Source organism: Microbacterium dauci (genome assembly GCF_030065535.1).
Classification (GTDB): Bacteria; Actinomycetota; Actinomycetes; order Actinomycetales; family Microbacteriaceae; genus Microbacterium; species Microbacterium dauci.
Map to the genome: position 1 here is coordinate 315,780 of NZ_JASJND010000007.1, position 18,845 is coordinate 334,624.

Here is an 18,845-nt window from a genome sequence, read left to right on the forward strand (position 1 = left end):
ATGGCCTCATCAGAGCGCAGGGTCGCGCTCACCGATCTCGCCCGCGCCGGATTCGCCGACCTGTCGGCGTCCTCCGAAGCGTTGGATGAGCTCAGTGAGCTGACCGGAGTCGCGCGCGAGGATCTTCTCCGCAGCGCCGAGCGCGCCGCCGACCCAGACGGCGCCGTGCAGGCGTCGGTCCGGATCGCGCGACGGGACGCCGCGGCGTTCCGCTCCGCTCTCGCAGACGCGGGCGCGGTGCTGTGGTTGCTCCTCGGCGCCTCGCAGGGGCTGGCCGACTTCTTCCTGCGGCATCCGTCCGAGCTCGGTGAACTGACCGGTGCCGGCGCTGCGCTTCCGTCAGCCGCCGACATGCAGCGAGAACTCCGCGAATCGGTCGGTGTGGGCGAGGACGGCTTCGCAGCGGCATCCGATGACGGCGCATGGAACGCGCTGCGGGTGCGGTACCGGCGACTCATCGCCCGGATCGCGGCCTTCGACCTGTCGGCGTCCGATGCGACATCGGTGCTGCCGGCCGTCGCCGCCGCGCTCGCGGATGCCGCGGGCGCAGCGCTCGATGCCTCGTTGTGCGTCGCTCGCACGAAGGCCTCCGCGATGTTCCCGCGCGAGCAGGTCGCCGCAACCCGCCTCGCGATCATCGGGATGGGCAAGACCGGCGCCCGCGAGCTCAATTACGTCAGCGACGTCGACGTGATCTTCGTCGGGGGAGCAGGAGAGGGGAGTGACCTCGCTGAGGGGCGCGCGATCGACATCGCGACGCGTCTTGCGACCCTCACGATGCGCGGGATCGCCGACGTGGAGATCGAGCCTGCGCTGTGGGAGGTCGACGCGAACCTCCGCCCCGAGGGGAAGCAGGGGGCGCTCGTCCGTTCGCTCGACTCGCACTTGTCGTACTACGACCGCTGGGCGAAGAGTTGGGAGTTCCAGGCGCTGCTCAAGGCGCGCCCACTCGCCGGAGACCTCGAACTGGGCGAGCAGTACTGCGCGGCTGTCGCGCCGAAGGTCTGGACCAGCGGGGCCCGTGAGAACTTCGTCGACAGCGTCCAGCGCATGCGCGAACGCGTCACCGACCACATCCCCGCAGCCGAGGTGCCGCGGCAGTTGAAGCTCGGGCCGGGCGGCATCCGCGACATCGAATTCACGGTGCAGCTGTTGCAGCTCGTGCACGGCCTCGCCGACGACCGCATCCGTCAGCGGGGCACCCTCGACGCGCTCGAAGCGCTCGTGAGCGAGGGCTATATCGGACGGATGGATGCCGCAGCCTTCGGCCAGCACTACCGCACCCTCCGGGTCCTCGAGCACCGCCTGCAGCTGCGGCGCCTGCTGCGCACGCACCTCATGCCCGACGATGCCGACGACCTGCGCGTGCTCGCGCGGGCGAGCGGCCGCGCTGCCGACGCTGCCGGGGTCGCGGCGCTCTGGGAGTCGGTGAAGCAGCAGGTGCGCGACATCCACGTGCGGCTGTTCTACCGCCCGCTCCTGTCGGCGGTCGCGGCCCTTCCTGCCGACGAACAGACGCTCTCGCCGTCGCAGGCGCACGACCGCCTCGCGGCGATCGGGTTCCGCGATCCGGCAGGGTCGCTGCGCCACATCGGCGCGCTGACAAGCGGGCTCAGCCGCAAGGCCACGATCCAGCGGCACCTCATGCCGGTGATGATCCGCTGGTTCGCGGACGGCGTCGACCCGGATGCCGGGATCGTCGCGTTCCGCCGCATCAGCGAGCGGCTCGGCGACACCCCGTGGTTCCTGCGGATGTTGCGTGACTCGTCGGGTGCCGCCGAGCGTCTCACCCGTGTGTTGTCGGGTTCTCGATACGCGGCCGACCTCATGGAGTGGATCCCCGAGGCGGTCGCCTGGCTCGACTCGGCGGAGCAGCTGCGGCCGCGAACGGGGTTCGCGCTGCAGCAGGAGGCGCGCGCGATCCAGACCCGCCACGAGCACATCGGCGACGCGATGCGGTCGGTGCGGGCACTCCGGCGCCGCGAGTTGCTGCGGCTCGCGCTCGGTGCGCTCCTCGGCGAGCTGTCCATCGCTGAACTCGCCGAGGGACTCACCTCGATCAACGAGGTCGCGATCCAGGCGACGCTCCGTGCCGTGTGGCGCGATGTCGTGCCGCCCGAGGACGACGACATGGACTTCGCAGTCATCGCGATGGGCCGGTTCGGTGGCGCCGAACTGGGCTTCGGGTCGGATGCCGACGTCATGTACGTCTACGAGGCGAACGGCGTCCCGACGCAGCGGGCGCAAGAGCTCGCGCTGAAGATCGTGCAGGGGTTGCGTGAGCACTCCGAGGACCACCGTGCCCCGTTCGACCTCGATGCGGGCCTCCGGCCCGAGGGGCGGAACGGTCCGATGGCGCGTTCGCTCGAGTCCTATGCGGAGTACTACCAGCGGTGGTCGCTGTCATGGGAGGCGCAGGCGCTGCTGCGCGCACGCGGCGTCGCGGGGAGTGTCAAGCTCATCGCGAAGTTCATGGCGCTGGCCGACGACCTGCGGTTCCCCGTGAACCCCGACCCACAGGGGCTTCGCGAGATCAAGCGCATCAAGGCGCGCGTCGAAAACGAGCGGCTGCCGCAGGGTGTGGACCGCGCGCGCCACCTGAAGCTCGGTCCGGGCGGGCTCAGCGACGTCGAGTGGCTCGTTCAGTTGCTGCAACTCCAGCACGGCGCCGACGTCGAGGGGCTGCGGACGACCTCGACCACTGCGGCGCTCGCGGCCGCCCTCGGTGCGGGCCTGCTGCCCGAGGCATCCGCGAAACGACTGTCGGATGCCTGGTGGCTGGCGAGTCGCCTGCGCTCCGCGAACACGCTGCTGTCGGGGCAGACGAGCGACGTGCTCCCCGCCGACCGCGGCAAGCTCGACGGCATCGGGCGCCTGCTCGAGTACCCGCCGCGTTCGGCGACGGTCGTCGAGGAGGATTGGCTCCGCACTGCGCGACGGGCGCGCCGCTCCTTCGAATCCCTCTTCTACGGGTGACGTGTCCTACGGTGGATCTGCGGTCGCCGCGCGGCCGCATCCGCATGAGGGGGTCGCATGTCCGTTGGTCTGCTCGCCGTCGTCGATGACATCCTGAGCGCCGCGCTCAAAGCATCGGCGAAGTCGGCTGGTGTGGTGATCGACGACGCGGCCGTCACGCCGCAATATGTGCAGGGCATCACGCCCGCACGGGAGCTGCCGGTCGTCGGCAAGATCGCGCTCGGGTCGATCGCGAACAAGTTCCTGCTGATCATTCCCGTTGCGCTCCTGCTGACCGCGTTCGCGCCGGACGTGCTGCCATACCTGCTCATCCTCGGCGGTGCGTTCCTCTGCTACGAGGGCGCCGAGAAGGTCCTGGAGTGGTTCGGGTTCTCGCACGGCCACCACGACGAGGGTGCGCGCGACGAGAAGAAGCTCGTCTGGGGTGCGATCCGCACGGACCTGATCCTCTCAAGCGAGATCATGCTCATCTCGCTCGCCAATCTCGACCCCGGCCTCGACATCTGGCAGACGCTGGCCATCCTCGCCGTCATCGCCGTGATGATGACCGGCATCGTCTACGGCGTCGTCGCGCTCCTCGTGAAGATCGACGACGTCGGTCTCCGGATGGCGAAGAGCCCGATCCGTCGGGTGCGACACAACGGCACGCGCATCGTCCGTTCGATGCCCGCGGTCTTCCGCGCGATCAGCATCATCGGCACTGTCGCGATGCTGTGGGTCGGCGGGCACCTCGTCCTCGAGAACCTCGGCGGCGTGGGCCTCACGTTCTTCACCGACGTGCTGCACGAGGTCGAACACCTCCTGCACGCGCTCGGACCCGTGGTCGTGTGGATCGGGGAGACGCTCGTGTCCGCCGTCGCCGGCCTCATCGCGGGTCTCGCGATCGTCGGGGTCATCCTGCTGGTCTCGCGGCTCCGCGGCGGATCAGACCGGCACGACGACGATAACGCCGCACCGCACTCGCCGACGACGGGGACGCCCTGACATCGTGACGTCCTCGCCCCCGTCGGTCCGCCCGGCCGCACGCCTGTTCTGGGCACGGGTGCGCGCACAGCGGGGGCTGCTCCTCAGCACCGCGGGCACCGTCGCCGTCGCAGTGGCAACGGTCGGTTTCACCCTCTCGTGGCTGCACGACGCCGCGACGTCGACCGTCGATCCCGGCCCCGGCGCCGACCCTGAGCTCGTCGTATCGCAAGTTGCCGACGGGGCACGGGCGCTCGAGGCTGCCGCGCCGGCGCTCGTGATCCTGATCGTGCTGGGCGGCGCCACTGCGGTCGCCCAGCTCGGGCGTCTCGTCGGCATCGCGCGCGCCCACGAGGACGCGACGCTCCGCGCCCGCGGCCTGTCGCGCGGCCAGGCGACGCTGCTCGCGCTCGTCGAGGGCGTGGTCGTCGTGGGCGCCGGTGCGCTCACGGGCACTGTGGCCGCAGCGGTCTTCGCGACACTGCTCGGGATGCCGCTCTCCGGTATCGCCGCCGCAGCGCCGGGGACGGCGGCATCCGCACTCGCACTCCTCTTCGTCTTCGCCCTGGCGATTCGGCGGGCAGGTGCCGCGAGACGAGCGCGCGCGACGCGGATCGCGTCGGGCAGTGCGGTCGTGCTCGTGCTGCTGGCGGCCGGGCTTGTGCTCTGGCAGCTTCCGTCCGCCCGGAGTGGCGTGGCCGATCCGATCGCCGCTGCGGCGCCGACGGTGCTGCTCGCCGCCGGCGCCATCGTGGCGCTCGCTGTGTTCGGGCTCCTCGCGACCGCGTGGGCGCCATTGGCGGCGCGCGGCACGGCCGTGCAGCCCGGCTTCTCGGCCCGGCAAGTGAGCCGCACGCTGCCCGTCGCCGCGGTCGCGGTCCTGCTGGTCGCGCTCACCACGGCGCAGGCGGTGTTCGTGTCGGCCTACGCCGGAACGTGGGAGGGCGCGACCCGAGACGCAGCCGCGCTGCGAGCCGGCGCTGCCGTCCGGGTCGATCTCGACCCGCAGTCCCTCGACCCGGCACGGCTGCCCGAGATCGCAGCCCTCGAGGGTGTGACCGCGGTCGCCCCAGCGACGGTGCAGGAGGTCGAGATCGGGGACGCCGTCGGCGAGCTCATCGCCCTGCCGACCGCCGCCGTCGCGGACGTCATCGACACCGCCGGCCTGCGCGCCGCTGATTCGCTCGTCCCCGAGACCGAGCCCGTCGAGACGATCCGGCTGGGAGCGGACGCAGAGACGCTCCAGGTGCGGGCGACGCTCGGTGCTGTGGAGCAGCCTGCCATCGTCGAAGGCGACCGCGCACAGGTGTCGGCCGGGCTGCCGACCATCCGCCTCACTGCGATCCTTCTCGACGGCACCGGCGCACCGGTCACACTCCCTCTCGAGGACGACCGGCCGCTCATCCGTTCCGGCACGGTCGTGCTCACCGCTGAAGCGTCGCTGCCGGCGGGCTCGGCGCCATGGCGGTTGCTGGCTGTCATTGCCGGCACGCCGCCGGGGTTCGGCACCCGGCAGGTCGACGTCACCATCGACGACGTCGTCGCGGGGACCGAGCTCGCCGTGACCGGCTCCGCGACCCTCGAGACGAACGGCCCCGATGTGGTCCTGTGGCTGGCCGGACCCGCGGCATCCGGTGCGCTTCCGGTCACCGTCAGTGCGGCACTCGCGGCGCGGACCGGCGTCGCCGAGGGAGATCCGCTCGACCTGCGGTACGCCGGCAGCGGGCGTCGAGTCGACGCCGTCGTCGCGTCGATCATCCCAGCCATCCCGGGCGCCGGGACCGAGCTCGCGGTCTTCACGCCACTCGAGTCGTTGCTGCACAGTCAGCTCCAGCGGGGCTCGTCGATCGTCGCCCCGAACTCCGTGTGGGTGGATGCCGCTCCCGAGGCCGCGGCATCCGTGAGTGAGATCCTCGGCGACCGCCCCGTCTTGACCGCCGTCGCCGACCCCGGCACGCGCCTCGTGGGTGCGCTCATCCCTGGGTGGTGGATCGCGACGGTCGGGTCGACGATCCTCGCGCTGATCGCCGTCCTCGCGAGCGCGCAGACCCTCGCGCACGCGCGGCGAGGCGAGGTCGCCGTGCTCCGCGCGCTGGGGCTGACCGCGACCCGGCAGGCGGCGATCCGCGCCGGCGAACTGACCGCCGTCACAGCGACCGCGCTCCTGCTCGGCGGGCTCGCCGGCGCCGGTATCGGCCTGATCGCCGTTCCCGAACTCGTCCGCGCCTCCACGCCGGGGCTCGGTGTCATCGGTGCGACGTCGATGGTCTTCGATCTCCCACCGCTCGCGATCGCGTTGGCGGCGCTCGTGGCCGGGCTCGCGAGCGTGATCGCCGCAGCCGCCGCGGTGACGCAGCGCCACGCACGCACCGCGACCGTGACGGAAGGTGACCGATGAGCGCCCGGACACGGCCACTCGGCCTGCTCGCGCGCCACCTCCGGGCGCGCACGGGCGGCGGCGCCGTGCTCGCCATGATCACCGTGGTGCTCGCCTTCCTTGCGGCGCTCGCGCCGACCGCGGCCGTCCAACTCGCCGACGCGACCATCCGTGACCGTATCGACGGCCTCTCGGGGCCGGCCCGCGACCTCACCGCCACGGCCGGCACGTTCCCGCAAATCGCGGCCGTCGGCACGGGGCTCACGACAGACGAGGTCTGGGGACTGTTCCTGGATGCCGCCGAGGCGATCCGCCTCGACGCCGACGCCCCACTACCCGAGGTGCTTGGTCCGCTGCGCGCCGTCGCCCGTTCGGTCCCCTCGGCGACGGATCCCGCGCCGCAGAAGGTCGGTGTCGCGTACGCACCCGGTTACGAGGAGGAGATCGAGCTCAGCTCGGGTCGACTGCCCGATCCCGCTGAGGCGGTCGCCGCGGTCGAGATCGTGCTGTCCGATCGTGCCGCGGAGGAGGCCGGCTGGGAGGTGGACACGACGCGGGCGGTGCCGAGTTGGGAGGGTGACGTCGACGTCACGCTCGTCGGCACGTTCATGCCTCGCGACCCCGACGCCGAGTATTGGCAGCACACTCCATCGATCCTCGACGCCAACGTCTTCGACGATGGCAACGCGCCGCGCCAAGTGACGGTGACCGGGTTCGCACACCCCGCAGGGATGGGATACGGCGGTGCGTTCCCAGGGACGTACCGGACTGACATGTGGTTCTCGGTCTCCACGCCGGACATCGATGCGCAGAACGCGAATGCGGTCGTCGCGGCGCTGCGAGGGTTCACAGCGGTGGGTCACCCCGTCGGGGAGAGCGCCGACGGGAGCGGCATCCTGAGCCTCCGCTTCGACGCCGGCGTGACGGCGGAACTCGAACGCGCGATCGCACAGCAGTCCGCCACGATGAGCGTCGTCGCGATGCTCATCGCAGGGCCGCTCGGTGTCGCGGTCGCGGTGCTCGTCCTCGCTGCAAGGCTCATTCTCGAGGGGCGCCGCGCGAGCCTGCGGCTCCTGTCGGCGCGCGGCGCCTCTCACGCGCAACTGAGGGGCATCCTCGCGCTCGAGGGCGTGACCTGGGCGACGCTGCCCGCGCTCGCTGGTGCGATCGCGGCGTTCTTCGTGGCGGTTGCGGTGTGGGGTGTGCCCCTGACGTCGGCGTCGTATGTCGGCGCGGCCGCCGTCGGCATCGTGCCGGTCGCGATCCTCGCGGTGCTGGCCCCCGCCGCTGCCGAACGCGGTGCTCGCGCAGACCTCGACGCGCGGGGGAGCAGGCTCCGCGTCATCGGTGAAGGTGTGCTGCTCGTCCTCACCGCGGTCGCCGCGACGCTGCTGTTCGTACGCGGCTACGCCGAGCAGCCCGATGCGCTCCTCGCCGCAGCGCCACTGCTCCTCTCGTTGACCGCGTGCGTCCTCACCCTCCGCCTGTATCCATTGCCGCTCCGGTGGTTGGGCACGCGCGCCGCACGTCGGCCCGGCGTGGTCGGGTTCCTTGGGTCGGCTCGGGCGCTCCGCGATCCGGCGATCGGCATCACGCCGGTGCTCGCACTCGTCGTCGGCGTCGCTGTCGCCGTCTCGAGTGGCGTGCTCCTGTCCGTGATCGACGCGGGCGCGCGTGAGTCTTCCCGCGCACAGATCGGCGGCGACATGCGCATCGACGGAGCGATGTTCACGGCCGCACAGCTCGAGGCTGTCGGCGACGTCGATGGGGTGGCCGCGGCCACCGGTATCTCGGGCGCGGAAACCTCGCAACTGTCGATCGACGGACGTGACCGCAACACGGTCGTGTTCGTCGTGGATGCCGCAGCCCTTCGCGCCGTCCAGGGCGAGGGCCCCGGGCTGCTCCCAGAGGGTGCTGCTCCCGTCGCCGCACCAGTGTCGATCATCGCCTCGGGGGTCGCCGCCGACGCGATCGGCGACGCAGGCGAGGTGGAGCTCGGCGGCGTGCCCGTCGACGTCGCCGGCGTCACTCGCGGCCCCGTCCCGACCGGGGCGCGCGAGAACTGGGTCGCGATCGACGCGGCGGCGGCCGAAGAGGTGCTCGGCCGGGATCCGTCCGATCGGACGATCGTGGTGCGCCTCGACGCGGCGGCCGATGCGACCGCGGTCGAAGAGGCCATCCGCGCGATCGTGGGGCCGATCGCTGTCATCGACGCGGAGACGGATGTCCTCGCGGACGTGCAGGAGGGCGCCGCGGTCCAGGGGGTCCGTGCCGCGCTCGGTGCGGCGACGGTGCTCGCCGCGCTGCTGAGCGCCGCCGCCGTCGCGATCACCCTCGTGCTCGCAGCCGCGCCGCGAGCACGGATCGTCGCGCTGTTGCGGACGCTCGGCGCGCCGCGGCGGGTTTCCCGCGGGCTCGTGGCGTGGGAGATCACGCCGCCCGCGGTTGCCGCGGTGGTGGCGGGGACGCTCTTCGGCGCACTCGTCCCGCTCGTCGTGATGGCCGCGGTCGACCTGCGTCCCTTCACGGGGTCATCGGAGCCGCCCGGCTACGCCGTGGACCCGCTGCTGCTCGCCGCCACCGCGGGCGGCTTCATCGTGACCGCCGCCGTCTTGACCGGCGCGGCCTTGTTGCTGGCGCGTCGGACCGGCGCGGCATCCGCGCTCCGTACCGTCGAGGAAGGATGACGAGATGACTGCACGCAACGATGAGGGGGTCGACATCCTCTGCACGGATCTCGTCCGCATCTTCAAGGTGCCGTCTCGGAGCGGCCCCGGCATCGAGGTCCAGGCGCTGCAGGGACTCAACCTGCGTGTCGGCCGCGGCGAGCTCGTCGCCGTCGTCGGCGCCTCGGGATCGGGCAAGTCCACGCTGTTGTCGATCCTGTCGAGCCTCGACCAGCCGACCGCGGGCGTCGCGCGCGTCGCCGGGCACGATCTGCTCACGATGAAGGAGAAGGAGCGGGTGTCGTTCCGGCGGCACAGCGTGGGCTTCGTCTGGCAGCAGACGTCGCGGAACCTGCTCCCGTATCTCTCGGCCGCAGAGAACATCGCCGCGGCGCTCGCGATCGGCACCCGTGGCGGCTCCGGTCGTCGGCAGCGCGTCGCCGAGTTGGTCGAGCTCCTCGAGATCGGGCACTGTGCTGATCGCCGTCCCGCCGAGATGTCGGGTGGCGAACAGCAGCGGACCGCGGTCGCGGTCGGCATCGCGAACGAACCGCGCGTGCTGCTCGCGGACGAGCCGACCGGTGAGCTCGACGATGAGACGAGCGTCCAGGTGCTCGAGGCGATGCGTTCGGTGAACCGCGAGCTCGGCGTCACGACGCTCATCGTCACCCATGACCCGACCGTGTCGGAGCACGTCGCCCGCACGGTGCAGATCCGCGACGGGCGCACATCGACTGAGGTGCTGCGGTCGACGCGCGTTGACGAGCACGGTGTCGAGGAGCACATCGCCGAGGAGTACGCGGTGCTCGACCGCGTCGGCAGACTCCAACTCCCGGACGAGTTCGTCGCGGCGCTCGACCTTCGCGAACGCGTGCGCCTGGCGCTCGAGCCCGATCACGTGGGCGTGTGGCCGGGGCAGCCTGCGCGCGGCGCGGCATCCGAGGAGGACGCATCATGATCGCCGCACTCCGTGGTGAGCGACTCACCCGCACGTTCTCGACGCCTGCCGGTGAGGTGCAAGCGTGCGTGGACATCGACATCCATGCCGAGCCGGGGGAGCTGGTCGTCCTCCGCGGCGCGTCGGGTGCGGGCAAGACGACGCTGCTGAACATGCTGGGCGGGCTCGACCGGCCGACGTCCGGTCGCGTGCTGCTCGGTGATGTGGATGCCACGGCGCTGTCAGAGGATGCGCTCGCGACGGTCCGGCGAGAGCGCCTCGGGTTCGTCTTCCAGTCGTTCGGGCTGATCCCGGTGCTGTCGGCAGCCGAGAACGTGGAACTGCCGCTGCGCATCGCCGGGGTGGCGGCGGGGGAGCGCGACGAGCGCGTGGCGGAGGCGCTGCGGCTGGTCGGTCTCGAACGTCACGCCGAGCAGCGCCCGACGGAGCTCTCGGGCGGGCAGCAGCAGCGGGTCGGCATCGCGCGGGCGATCGCGGGCGCGCCGCAGGTGCTCCTCGCCGACGAGCCGACCGGGCAGCTCGACTCGCGCACCGCGGCGAGCGTCATGGACCTCTTGGGAACGCTCGTCCACGAGCGTGGGCTCGCCGCGATCGTCTCGACCCACGACCCGCTGCTGGTCGAGCGCGCCGACCGCGTCGTCGAACTCCACGGCGGCCGTGTGACCTCGATCGTCTGATCGACAACTGCGCGCACGAAAGCTGTCAAGGCCCGGGTGCGCAGGGACAGGCTTCCGTAGCGTGCCCGATATGGATACGCAGCACGATCGTACCGACGAGCCGACGCCAGCCACCGAGAGTCAGCACTCGGCGCGGAATGACCTCGCTCACGACACTGCCTACAGCCCGGGGAGCGAGAGCGAGACCGCGCGCAAGCAGGACGAAGGCATGGGTGTCTCTGTGGACGAGGACATCGACGAGTCGCAGGTGCAGGTCGCGCCGGGGACGGGTGGGCCGGACGACGTCGGTGAGGTGACGGTCGATCCGCAGGACCTCAACCTTTCGGGTCACTGACCCGTGCGCGTCGAACGCACCGCGCCGGCGCACCAAGGTCGGGGCGCGCGATCGATCATGGATGTCGATCTCGACGAGCTGATCGCGCGGGTGCGAACCCACCGCGGTGGCGCCGTCGACGAGAGCATCCCCGCGCTCGCATCAGCGGATCCGGACCTGCTCGGTGTCACGCTCGTCGGCGTCGACGGCGTGGCGTCATCAGGGGGTGATGCCGATGTGCTGTTCAGCGTGCAGTCCGCGGTGAAGCCCTTCCTCTTCGCACTCGCGCTGGCCGACACGGACGGCGATGCGCTCGACCGCGTCGGGATCGAACCGACAGGCGAGGCCTTCGACGCGGTCAAACTCGAAAGCGGTACCGGACGACCACCGAACCCGATGGTCAACGCGGGCGCCATCCTCACCGCCGCGCTGGTGCACGGCGGGTCGGCGGACGAGCGGAGCGAACGCATCCTTCGCGGCCTCTCCGCCTTCGCCGGACGGCCGCTGTCGGTCGATGAGGAGGTCGCCGAGGATGAGCATCTTCTCGGTGATCGCAACCACGCGCTTGCGCACCTGATGCGGTCCGAGGGAACACTCGCGATCTCCGCCGACGATGCGGTCGCGGCATACGCTCGCGCCTGTGCCGTGCTCGTCGACGCCGAAGCCCTGGCCGTGATGGGTGCGACGCTCGCGGCGGGCGGCCGCAATCCAGTCACGGGGGACCTGGTCGTGTCCCCGGCTGTTGCACGTGATGTCGTCTCCGTGATGGCCACCTGCGGTGTCTACGACGGGTCCGGTCGGTGGATGCGAAGCGTCGGGGTGCCGGCCAAATCCAGCGTCTCGGGAGCGGTCGTCCTCGCCGCGCCGGGCGTCCTCGGCGCAGCGGTCATCAGCCCGCCGCTCGACGAGCGGGGGACGAGCGTGCGGGGCCACATGGCGGCCGACCTGCTCAGCGCCGAGCTCGGCCTGCATTCGTTCGGCGCACTCACGAGCTGAGCGCACAACGCGGAAGCGCCCGCCAGGCGAACCTGGCGGGCGCTTCTCGGTATCCGACGGATCAGACCCCGAAGTACAGCTCGTACTCCTCCCGGGGTGACGGGGTGTCGTGGGAGATGCTGAGTTCCGCGTGTTTTCGCGGCGTAGATCAACGGGGAATCATGGGTGATTCCGGCGTTCTGCGGACTTTTTGCGGACTCGGTGCGGACGAGGCGAGGGAACCTCGGCCAACTTGGCCGCGGCTTTCGCAGTGTCGGCGCCCGGGGTGATGATGATCCGCGTGGCAGAACGGTGGCATCCAATGCTTGCCACGGTCGAGCGTCCTACTGGAACGTGGACGCTTACGACCCCGGATGGTCACGCTTACGGCCGGGTCGAGATACGCCGGCAGGGTGAGCTCGTCTTCTACCGTGCGTGGTTTCGCGACGCTGAGCTCGTGCGATCGCCAAGCCTCAGAGACGCGACGATGCTCGTCCACCGCGCCTACATCGCGACGCTCAGCCCCGGTCCACCTCCAGGCGGCATCTACCCGGACTTGAACGGCGGTCTATCCTCGAGGCCATGACCGACCCGCTCGACGACACAGGCCAACCCGAGTGCCCAACCTGCGGCACCGTGATGCGTGAGATCGACGGGGGCTACGAATGCGGGTGGGACGGGACACGCATCGACATCCCCTGGGTTGAACGACCAACCGGGGGAGACGACCTGCCGGGGTTTGGCTAAGGCCCGAGCGGGTCGTCCTTTTCCGGTGGCAGGTCCGCGGCTGCGAGCAGGCGTGCTGCTTCAAGTTGGTCGACGATGTACTTGTGCCACGCGGCGCGGCGCTCAGCAGGGATAGATGCTTCGACCATGCCGGCGAACTTCACCGCGACGTGCACTGGATGGACGTCGGAGGCTTTGAGGCGTTCGTCAGCAGCCGTGTGCGCCTCGTCGTCGTCGGATTGCAGAGCAACGAGGATGTCGAAGCAGTGGAAAGTGACCCGGTCCTGGTAGCTCATGCCACCAAGGTACGGCCTGCATCAGACGCTGCTGCTTTTGCTTCAGCACCATTCTTTGGGGCTTGGATACCGTGCCGGGTTCGCCACGTGGCGATGGCGTACCTGGAACGCGATTCCGCCCATCCGGTGCGAGCCGCAACGTCCGCCACGCTCGACGGAGGAGGGTTGAGGCCGTCGAGGATGTTGGCATCGGCGTCATAGTCAAGCTTCACGGCGCGCAGTGACGGCTGCACTTTGATGCCGTTGCCAGAATCGAGCATGTCCAGAATGTAGGAGACGTCCACTCGGTAGGCGATCTGCACCCACCCGAGCCATGAGGGCAAGTCGCATCCGTAGGTCTCCTGCACATACGCTTCGGCGGCGTCCTGCAGTGGCGTTTCGTAGTCCTCTCGGATAGCCGGAACGCGCGGCACGTCGTTGGGTCCCTTGTCGAGCACGAGGCGCATTGCGTGGTGCAGCAGATAGGCCGTGTTGTTATGGATCCATGTCCGTGCGGGCTTGTCTGTCGCCCCGACCATCCCACCGATTTGCCTTGAGGACATGCCTTCGAAGAAGAAGAGCGCCAGCGGGATCTTGTTCACTCGCGGAAGAAGCGCGATGACGTCCGCCAACTGCCGGAGAAGGAGTCCATCGTGCTGCTGAGTGCGAAGTGAAGTGAAGACCGCGGCCGGATCGGCATTGGGAAACTCGGGGCGCGGCGAGATGCTTCGGAAGTCGGTGATTCGTGTTGCCCACTTCGCTTTCGCGTTGGTGATGCCGCTGTCGACCCGGTTCTTGACGCATGCCCACACCCACGTCCATGCGCGGAAGTCGATACTCCCTTCGTCTAGTTGATTGATCACCTCAGTCAGGGCGAGCCATGCAATCGCGGCACGATCCTCGGGATGGAAGTAGACGTTGTTTGAGAGATTCCACCGCGCGATCGCATAACCCCGGGCTGGGCCGAGCATCGCTTCGAAGGCGAGCTCACGGCTGTAGTCGAGCCCTTCCAAGTCGTCGAGCCAGGTCATTTGAAGCGCCTTTCAAGCCCCGCTGGTGCGGACGATGGTGGGGAGATCGAGGGAGCCGGTGGCGGAGGCGGTTCCGATCGGCAGAGCGTTATCGAGGGTCGCGGTCACTGACCAGGACACCGTCTTCGTGCCGTCGCTCTCGTGGGTGATCGTGACGGTGTCGTTGAGTAGCGAGATCGTCTGGGGTGTTGACCGTCGGAAGTCGTAGGCGAAACCGGAACTGCCCTTCGTCTTCCCGCCGATGTTGAGCGACCAGGTGCTGTCGTTATCCGCGTTCCACTTGCCGTCGCCTGCGGTCTTCTCGAGCCAGACGCGGCGGCGAAGTAGTGACGTGTTCGTGAGCACGTTCTGCGAGACCGACTCGATGAGGAGGTGAAGCCGATAGCGGTTGTCGCCGCTGAAGGTGACGGTCTCTCGGAGGCGCACAGGTTCAGCGGGCTCTTCAGTGGGGTCTTCGGGTGTCTGGGAGGTGTCCATCGTGCGAGCCGTGACAGTCATCTCATCGTTGGCAAGGTTGAACTCGACGGTCTGGATCGCACCGAACTGTGTGGGGGCGTCGGGGAACGTGAAGGTGGCCGGCTGCTCGGCTCGTGTGTTCCAGTCCGCGACGATGGTTGCCGATACCTCGCGCCCGCGCTGCTGCGCCCGCCTGACGGCGTACTCGGATCGGCCCGGGCCAGGGTAGGGGGAGTTGAGGGTCACGAGACTGGCGCGGCTGTACGGCGTGCGGAGCGCAAACGCGTCGACTCGCTCCCGTTGCGCACCTCCGGAGTCGGTCCACCGGTAGCGGGTGATTCGGGCATCGAACCAGAGGTCTCCGTCCCGGTCGATGGTGTCTTGCGCTTCGATCAGGTTGACGCCGGTGGTGAGGTTGAGGACGTCACCGTCACCGGTGTAGTTCGCGTCACGTAGGGTCCACACACGCGCCTCGTCGCACACGAGACGGAGCCCGAGAGCTTGCACGAGCGGGTGCAGGAACTCGATCGCGGACTCGCCGGCCTTCCAGAGCAGCGCTTCCTCGTCGGCGTCCTCACCCACCGGGGCGCGATCGTCGGAGGGCGCGAGGACTGCGCCCGGGATCGCTCGGTCGAGCACGTACGAGACGACGGCGCGGATCGAAGTCATCCCGGCCATCGCTGTGACGTTCGCGAGCGGGCGGTAGTCACCAAGCAGCGCCTCATCGGACGCGAGATCCACGGTGATGATGCCGGAGCCGTAAGCAGCAGGCCGCCGGCGCACTCCGAGGTTGAAGGTGCGCTCCTGCACCACGGGCCCGTCCTCGCCCTGGAAGATCGCTTTGACGTCGAGAATGACGCGGGGCGCGTCGCGCGGGTCGAGCAGCTCCAGGAACCGCATTGGCACCTGGATGTTCGCCTGTACATGGGGGGAGCGGCCAGCATCGAGGGAGATGCTGCCGTCGATGATCGGGAGATCCTCGCCCGCGATCTCGGCAGTGTAGGTGTGGGTTGAGTTCATCGCCACACGCCCCACAACCTTCGGGCGTTCGGCCCGTCGACCTCTTGGTAGTCGACCCGCAGTCGCCACGACTGCGTCGAGGTGAGCGTCCTGGTGACGTCGCCGCTCACGACGTAGAACATCTCCGCGGAGCCGAGGAGGCTGCGTCGTTCGTCCTCGTTTCCGGCACGGGAGCCATCGGGCGTCCAGCGATCGCTGAGGCCGTGGGGAAGTTTCAGGTCGAGCGCCAGCACCTGCCCGTACCTGTGCAGCGTCTCCGCTCGCATTGCTTCTTGGGTCGAGTTGAAGTGCAGGGTGAGCGTTCCCGTTCGCAGAGTGGCGGGTCGGAAGGTGACGTCCGGGAACCGTGAGCCGAGGATCTGGTGGACGATGTTCTGCGATTGCACGGTGGACTCGTAGCCCTCGACCGCGGTGGGGTTCACCCAGGGGAGGTTCGAGTAGTGCGGCGGGTTGGGGTCGGAAAACATCCCGCCGAGCGAGGCTTCGCGAATCATGTGCATTGCTACTCCCAGAGCCGTCCGTTTGCGCCGTGCACGCGGGCGCGGATGGTCCCGTTCTTCGCGGCGGGCGTGTAGTTCCGCCAGTCGCTGTCATCGACGACCGTGCGGACGGTGACTGTCTTCTCGGCAAGCTCACGCTGCTCGAGGGCGTCGAGGTCTTCGTGCGCGGTCTTCGCGTCCGCGTCGATGACGATCTCCTTGCCGTCTGGGAGCTTGTAGATCGTGTTGCCGAGGTCGTCGGTCTTGTCCGTCGCGGTGCCCGCGCTGGTGGCGTAGTCGTACAGCGCGCGCGAGGCGTTCTCGGCCTGCTCCTTCCCGAGACGCATCGCTTCGCTCTGGAGCCCGAGCGCTTCGGTGCCGCGGGCGATCTCCTGGCCGAGCTCGCGCTGCTCTGCAGTCATCGTCGATTTGTCGTAGGACATGCCCGAGCCGGTGGAGGTCTCACGGAGCACCTCGCCCCATTCGCGCTGCTTGTCATTCAGCGACGACGTCGCGACCTCGAGAGCGGTCGCATCGCCGGCCATTGCGCGCATCGCGGTGGCCACATCAGTGCCCCAGTCGGTGGCGTTCTGCTTGGCCTGCTTGTAGCGCTCCTCGTTGGTCGCGATGTCCTGCACCTCGGCAACCACATGCGAGGCGGAGACGATTTTGCCGGCGCTCTCCTGGTACGCGCTCGCCCACTCTGCGGCGGATTCTGCGAGCGCCTGCTGCTTCTCGTCGGCCTCCTGCAGGCTGGCGGTCACCGCACCGAGGCCGACCGCGCCAGCAGCGAGTGCAGCGGCGCCTACGAGGCCAGCAGGTCCAGCACCGGCGAGCGTCGCGGCGAGTCCACCGAGCGTGTCCTGCCCGACCTGGCCGAGGTCGGACATGTCGCCGCGGAACGAGGAGACCGCCTCGCCGAGGTTCTGGCCCATCTCCTGCGAGAGCTCGGATGCGCCACCCTTCACGCGGTCGAAGCCACGCTTGCCACCGTCGCCGAGGTCACGCATGCTGTCGTCAGCACGCTTGGACGCCTTCTGCACGTCGCGCAGCTCGTCCTCGAGCTTGTCGAGACTCCGAGCGCCATCCTGAGACGCTCGACCCGCGGCGGTCGCTAGGTCGGTGAATGCCTCCTCCGCGTCGCCGAGCGGCTTCACGACGCCGGAGCGGATGCCCTCGTCGAACTCTCGGGTGTTCGCCGCGATCCCGATCTCGTGAACGGACGCCATCACTTCCCCTTCAGTTCGAGGGCATCGAGCGCCGTGCGGACGGCGGTCTGCACCCACAGCGCTGCGAAGCGGGGGATGCTGTCGCGGGCTGCAGGGTGGAACGTGTTGCCGCCACGGCGGGGGATGCCGAACGCGTTGCCGAGGCGCCGGGAGTAGCGGTTGCCCTTCCGGGATCGCTGCGTGATCTGCTTCGTGGGGTCAGCGCCGAACTCCGCAGCCTTCGCGATGGCCGACACGGGCGTGCCAGAGGCGAGCTTGCCGACCGACCCGGAGCGGAGGAACACGTTCCGAGCGGTCACGCCCACGCGTGCCGGGTTCACGAGCGCCCGCTGCTGCAGGCGTGTTCCGGCGCGATCCCGAGTCTCCCCGAACCAGATCGGTTCGGCCGCGGCTTTGGTCTGCACGCCGATCTGCTTGCGAACTTCGGCGGGCAGACCCCTCGCCGCGATGAGCATGTCCCGCAGAGGTGAGTCGACCAGCAGGCTGATGCGTCCACTGGCCATCCCGGTCAGCCCCCGACAGGTGCGGTGAACGTCGGCTGCCCGATCACACCGAGGTTGAGGGTGGCGGAGTGACGGCCAGTGTCGCCGCCCACCTGCGCTGCCTTGAACCGCACCGTCGCGGCGATCGCGTCGCCGCCGTCCTGGGGCGTGTAGACGATGTCCTTCGTCTGCCCGTGCCATTCGATTGCGCGCTTCGAGAGGGAGCCGGCCGTCTTCCAATCCTGGTGGAAGGCGATCTGCAGTTCCCAGGCGTTGTCGCCCACGAAGGACTGGATGTCGCCGGAGATGTCGATGACGGACTCGGAAGGGGCGGTCGGGATGAGCGCGCAGCTGGTGACGCCGTAGTGCTCGTCGTCATCGACGGTGAGGGTTCCCGTCGTCCCGAAGTAGGCGGCGTTTCGGATGGTGGCCATGATTACTCCTCGGTGGGGGTCTGGATGGGGATGTGCGACAGGAGGGTGAGCGTGACCCGCCAGGCGATTGCGCCGTTGGCGAGGCGCTCCTTGCGGGCGGTGTCCCAGAAGATGTCGTCGGAGCGCTGAAGCGCGTGTACGAGGTTGAGGATCTGTGCGTCTGCACCGTCCTCGTCGCCGCTGCCCGCGGAGGCGAGGACCGCGTCCATCTGCGGTGCGACTGTCTGCCGGTCGAGCGCGGCGCCCTGGACCGACGATGAGATCTCGGTGAACTCGAAGTAGAGAACCGGCACGACTGTGTCGACCGCCGGAGTGAGCGCATCCTCGATACGGATGCCTGGCAGGAGCGGCTTGAGCCGCGCCTTCACGTCCGCGCGGAGGCCAGCGAGGTCAGAAAACATCTGGCACCCCCGAGGTGGGGCGGATGATGCGCTGGATGTCCTTGGTCAGCGGGCGCGGTGAGTACGCGAACCCGTCGGGTCCGTCCTCGCCCTTGCCCGCGAGCCACAGGTTCTTCGCCTGCTGCAGTTGCGCGAACGCGTAGCGGTCTGGGATGGCGGTGGGAGCAGCCTCGAGGTCGAGGAGGGTGAGGACCGCAGCGATCCGCCCCTCCTCGACACCGAGGTTCTCGAGCAGGTCAGCGACCTGGACCGCCGGTTCATCATCCGCCGCGAAGTCGAGCACCTGCTCGCGCGCCACCGACAGCAGCAGTTCGCAGAGCTCGACGTTCTCGATGGGTAGCTCGGGGAGGGCGGCGTGTGCGCGCGCCTCCCCGTCTGCCTCTAGGAGTGTGAACCAGCGGGCCATG

General features: G+C 69.5%; 18 protein-coding genes. 9 read left to right on the top strand and 9 right to left on the bottom strand.

Going from position 1 to position 18,845, the window contains the following annotated elements; all coding sequences use genetic code 11:
• The 9 genes from QNI14_RS13040 (at position 1) to QNI14_RS13080 (ending at position 12,652) form a co-directional block, all read left to right on the top strand.
• Positions 1-2,976: a bifunctional [glutamine synthetase] adenylyltransferase/[glutamine synthetase]-adenylyl-L-tyrosine phosphorylase gene (locus QNI14_RS13040; protein ID WP_283717050.1), complete on the top strand. Its 2,976-nt coding sequence runs from the start codon at positions 1-3 to the stop codon at positions 2,974-2,976.
• 57 nt (positions 2,977-3,033) lie between these two features.
• A complete protein-coding gene (locus QNI14_RS13045; protein ID WP_283717051.1) occupies positions 3,034-3,960 on the top strand; it encodes a DUF808 domain-containing protein in 927 nt (308 codons plus the stop codon).
• A 4-nt stretch (positions 3,961-3,964) separates the two neighbouring features.
• Positions 3,965-6,337, top strand: a complete 2,373-nt coding sequence (locus QNI14_RS13050) for an FtsX-like permease family protein (RefSeq protein WP_283717052.1) — start codon at positions 3,965-3,967, stop codon at positions 6,335-6,337.
• Entirely contained in the window at positions 6,334-9,003 is a 2,670-nt protein-coding gene (locus QNI14_RS13055) for an FtsX-like permease family protein (protein ID WP_283717053.1), read from the top strand. The genes QNI14_RS13050 and QNI14_RS13055 overlap by 4 nt, the downstream gene beginning before the upstream one ends.
• A 4-nt stretch (positions 9,004-9,007) precedes the next feature.
• Positions 9,008-9,940 (top strand): ABC transporter ATP-binding protein, encoded by a 933-nt coding sequence (locus tag QNI14_RS13060; RefSeq protein ID WP_283717054.1) that lies wholly within the window; start codon positions 9,008-9,010, stop codon positions 9,938-9,940.
• Entirely contained in the window at positions 9,937-10,617 is a 681-nt protein-coding gene (locus QNI14_RS13065; protein ID WP_283717055.1) for an ABC transporter ATP-binding protein, read from the top strand. The genes QNI14_RS13060 and QNI14_RS13065 overlap by 4 nt, the downstream gene beginning before the upstream one ends.
• A gap of 70 nt (positions 10,618-10,687) precedes the next feature.
• On the top strand, positions 10,688-10,951 hold the full coding sequence (locus QNI14_RS13070; protein ID WP_283717056.1) for a hypothetical protein: 264 nt from the start codon (positions 10,688-10,690) through the stop codon (positions 10,949-10,951).
• Between the two features lie 57 nt (positions 10,952-11,008).
• The gene (gene glsA / locus QNI14_RS13075; RefSeq protein WP_283717057.1) at positions 11,009-11,926 is read left to right on the top strand and encodes a glutaminase A; all 918 of its coding nucleotides are present in this window, start codon (positions 11,009-11,011) and stop codon (positions 11,924-11,926) included.
• A gap of 561 nt (positions 11,927-12,487) precedes the next feature.
• Positions 12,488-12,652: a hypothetical protein gene (locus tag QNI14_RS13080; protein WP_283717058.1), complete on the top strand. Its 165-nt coding sequence runs from the start codon at positions 12,488-12,490 to the stop codon at positions 12,650-12,652.
• Here QNI14_RS13080 and QNI14_RS13085 read toward each other — a convergent pair.
• From QNI14_RS13085 to QNI14_RS13125, 9 genes are read right to left on the bottom strand one after another with little or no spacing between them, the layout of a single operon-like run.
• On the bottom strand, positions 12,649-12,927 hold the full coding sequence (locus QNI14_RS13085) for a hypothetical protein (protein WP_283717059.1): 279 nt from the start codon (positions 12,925-12,927) through the stop codon (positions 12,649-12,651). The genes QNI14_RS13080 and QNI14_RS13085 overlap by 4 nt on opposite strands.
• Positions 12,924-13,937, bottom strand: coding sequence for a sigma-70 RNA polymerase sigma factor region 4 domain-containing protein (locus QNI14_RS13090; RefSeq protein ID WP_283717060.1), 1,014 nt, complete (start codon positions 13,935-13,937; stop codon positions 12,924-12,926). Before QNI14_RS13090 ends, QNI14_RS13085 begins: the two co-directional genes overlap by 4 nt.
• A gap of 12 nt (positions 13,938-13,949) precedes the next feature.
• Complete coding sequence (locus tag QNI14_RS13095; RefSeq protein ID WP_283717061.1) at positions 13,950-15,413, bottom strand: DUF859 family phage minor structural protein; 1,464 nt, start codon at positions 15,411-15,413, stop codon at positions 13,950-13,952.
• Positions 15,410-15,907 (bottom strand): hypothetical protein, encoded by a 498-nt coding sequence (locus QNI14_RS13100; RefSeq protein WP_283717062.1) that lies wholly within the window; start codon positions 15,905-15,907, stop codon positions 15,410-15,412. The genes QNI14_RS13095 and QNI14_RS13100 overlap by 4 nt, the downstream gene beginning before the upstream one ends.
• 8 nt (positions 15,908-15,915) lie before the next feature.
• Positions 15,916-17,121, bottom strand: coding sequence for a hypothetical protein (locus tag QNI14_RS13105; RefSeq protein WP_283717063.1), 1,206 nt, complete (start codon positions 17,119-17,121; stop codon positions 15,916-15,918).
• Positions 17,121-17,624, bottom strand: coding sequence for a hypothetical protein (locus QNI14_RS13110; RefSeq protein ID WP_283717064.1), 504 nt, complete (start codon positions 17,622-17,624; stop codon positions 17,121-17,123). The genes QNI14_RS13105 and QNI14_RS13110 overlap by 1 nt, the downstream gene beginning before the upstream one ends.
• A 5-nt stretch (positions 17,625-17,629) precedes the next feature.
• Complete coding sequence (locus QNI14_RS13115; RefSeq protein WP_283717065.1) at positions 17,630-18,037, bottom strand: hypothetical protein; 408 nt, start codon at positions 18,035-18,037, stop codon at positions 17,630-17,632.
• Between the two features lie 2 nt (positions 18,038-18,039).
• Complete coding sequence (locus QNI14_RS13120) at positions 18,040-18,438, bottom strand: hypothetical protein (RefSeq protein ID WP_283717066.1); 399 nt, start codon at positions 18,436-18,438, stop codon at positions 18,040-18,042.
• On the bottom strand, positions 18,428-18,844 hold the full coding sequence (locus QNI14_RS13125; RefSeq protein ID WP_283717067.1) for a hypothetical protein: 417 nt from the start codon (positions 18,842-18,844) through the stop codon (positions 18,428-18,430). Before QNI14_RS13125 ends, QNI14_RS13120 begins: the two co-directional genes overlap by 11 nt.
• Position 18,845: the final 1 nt, after the last annotated feature.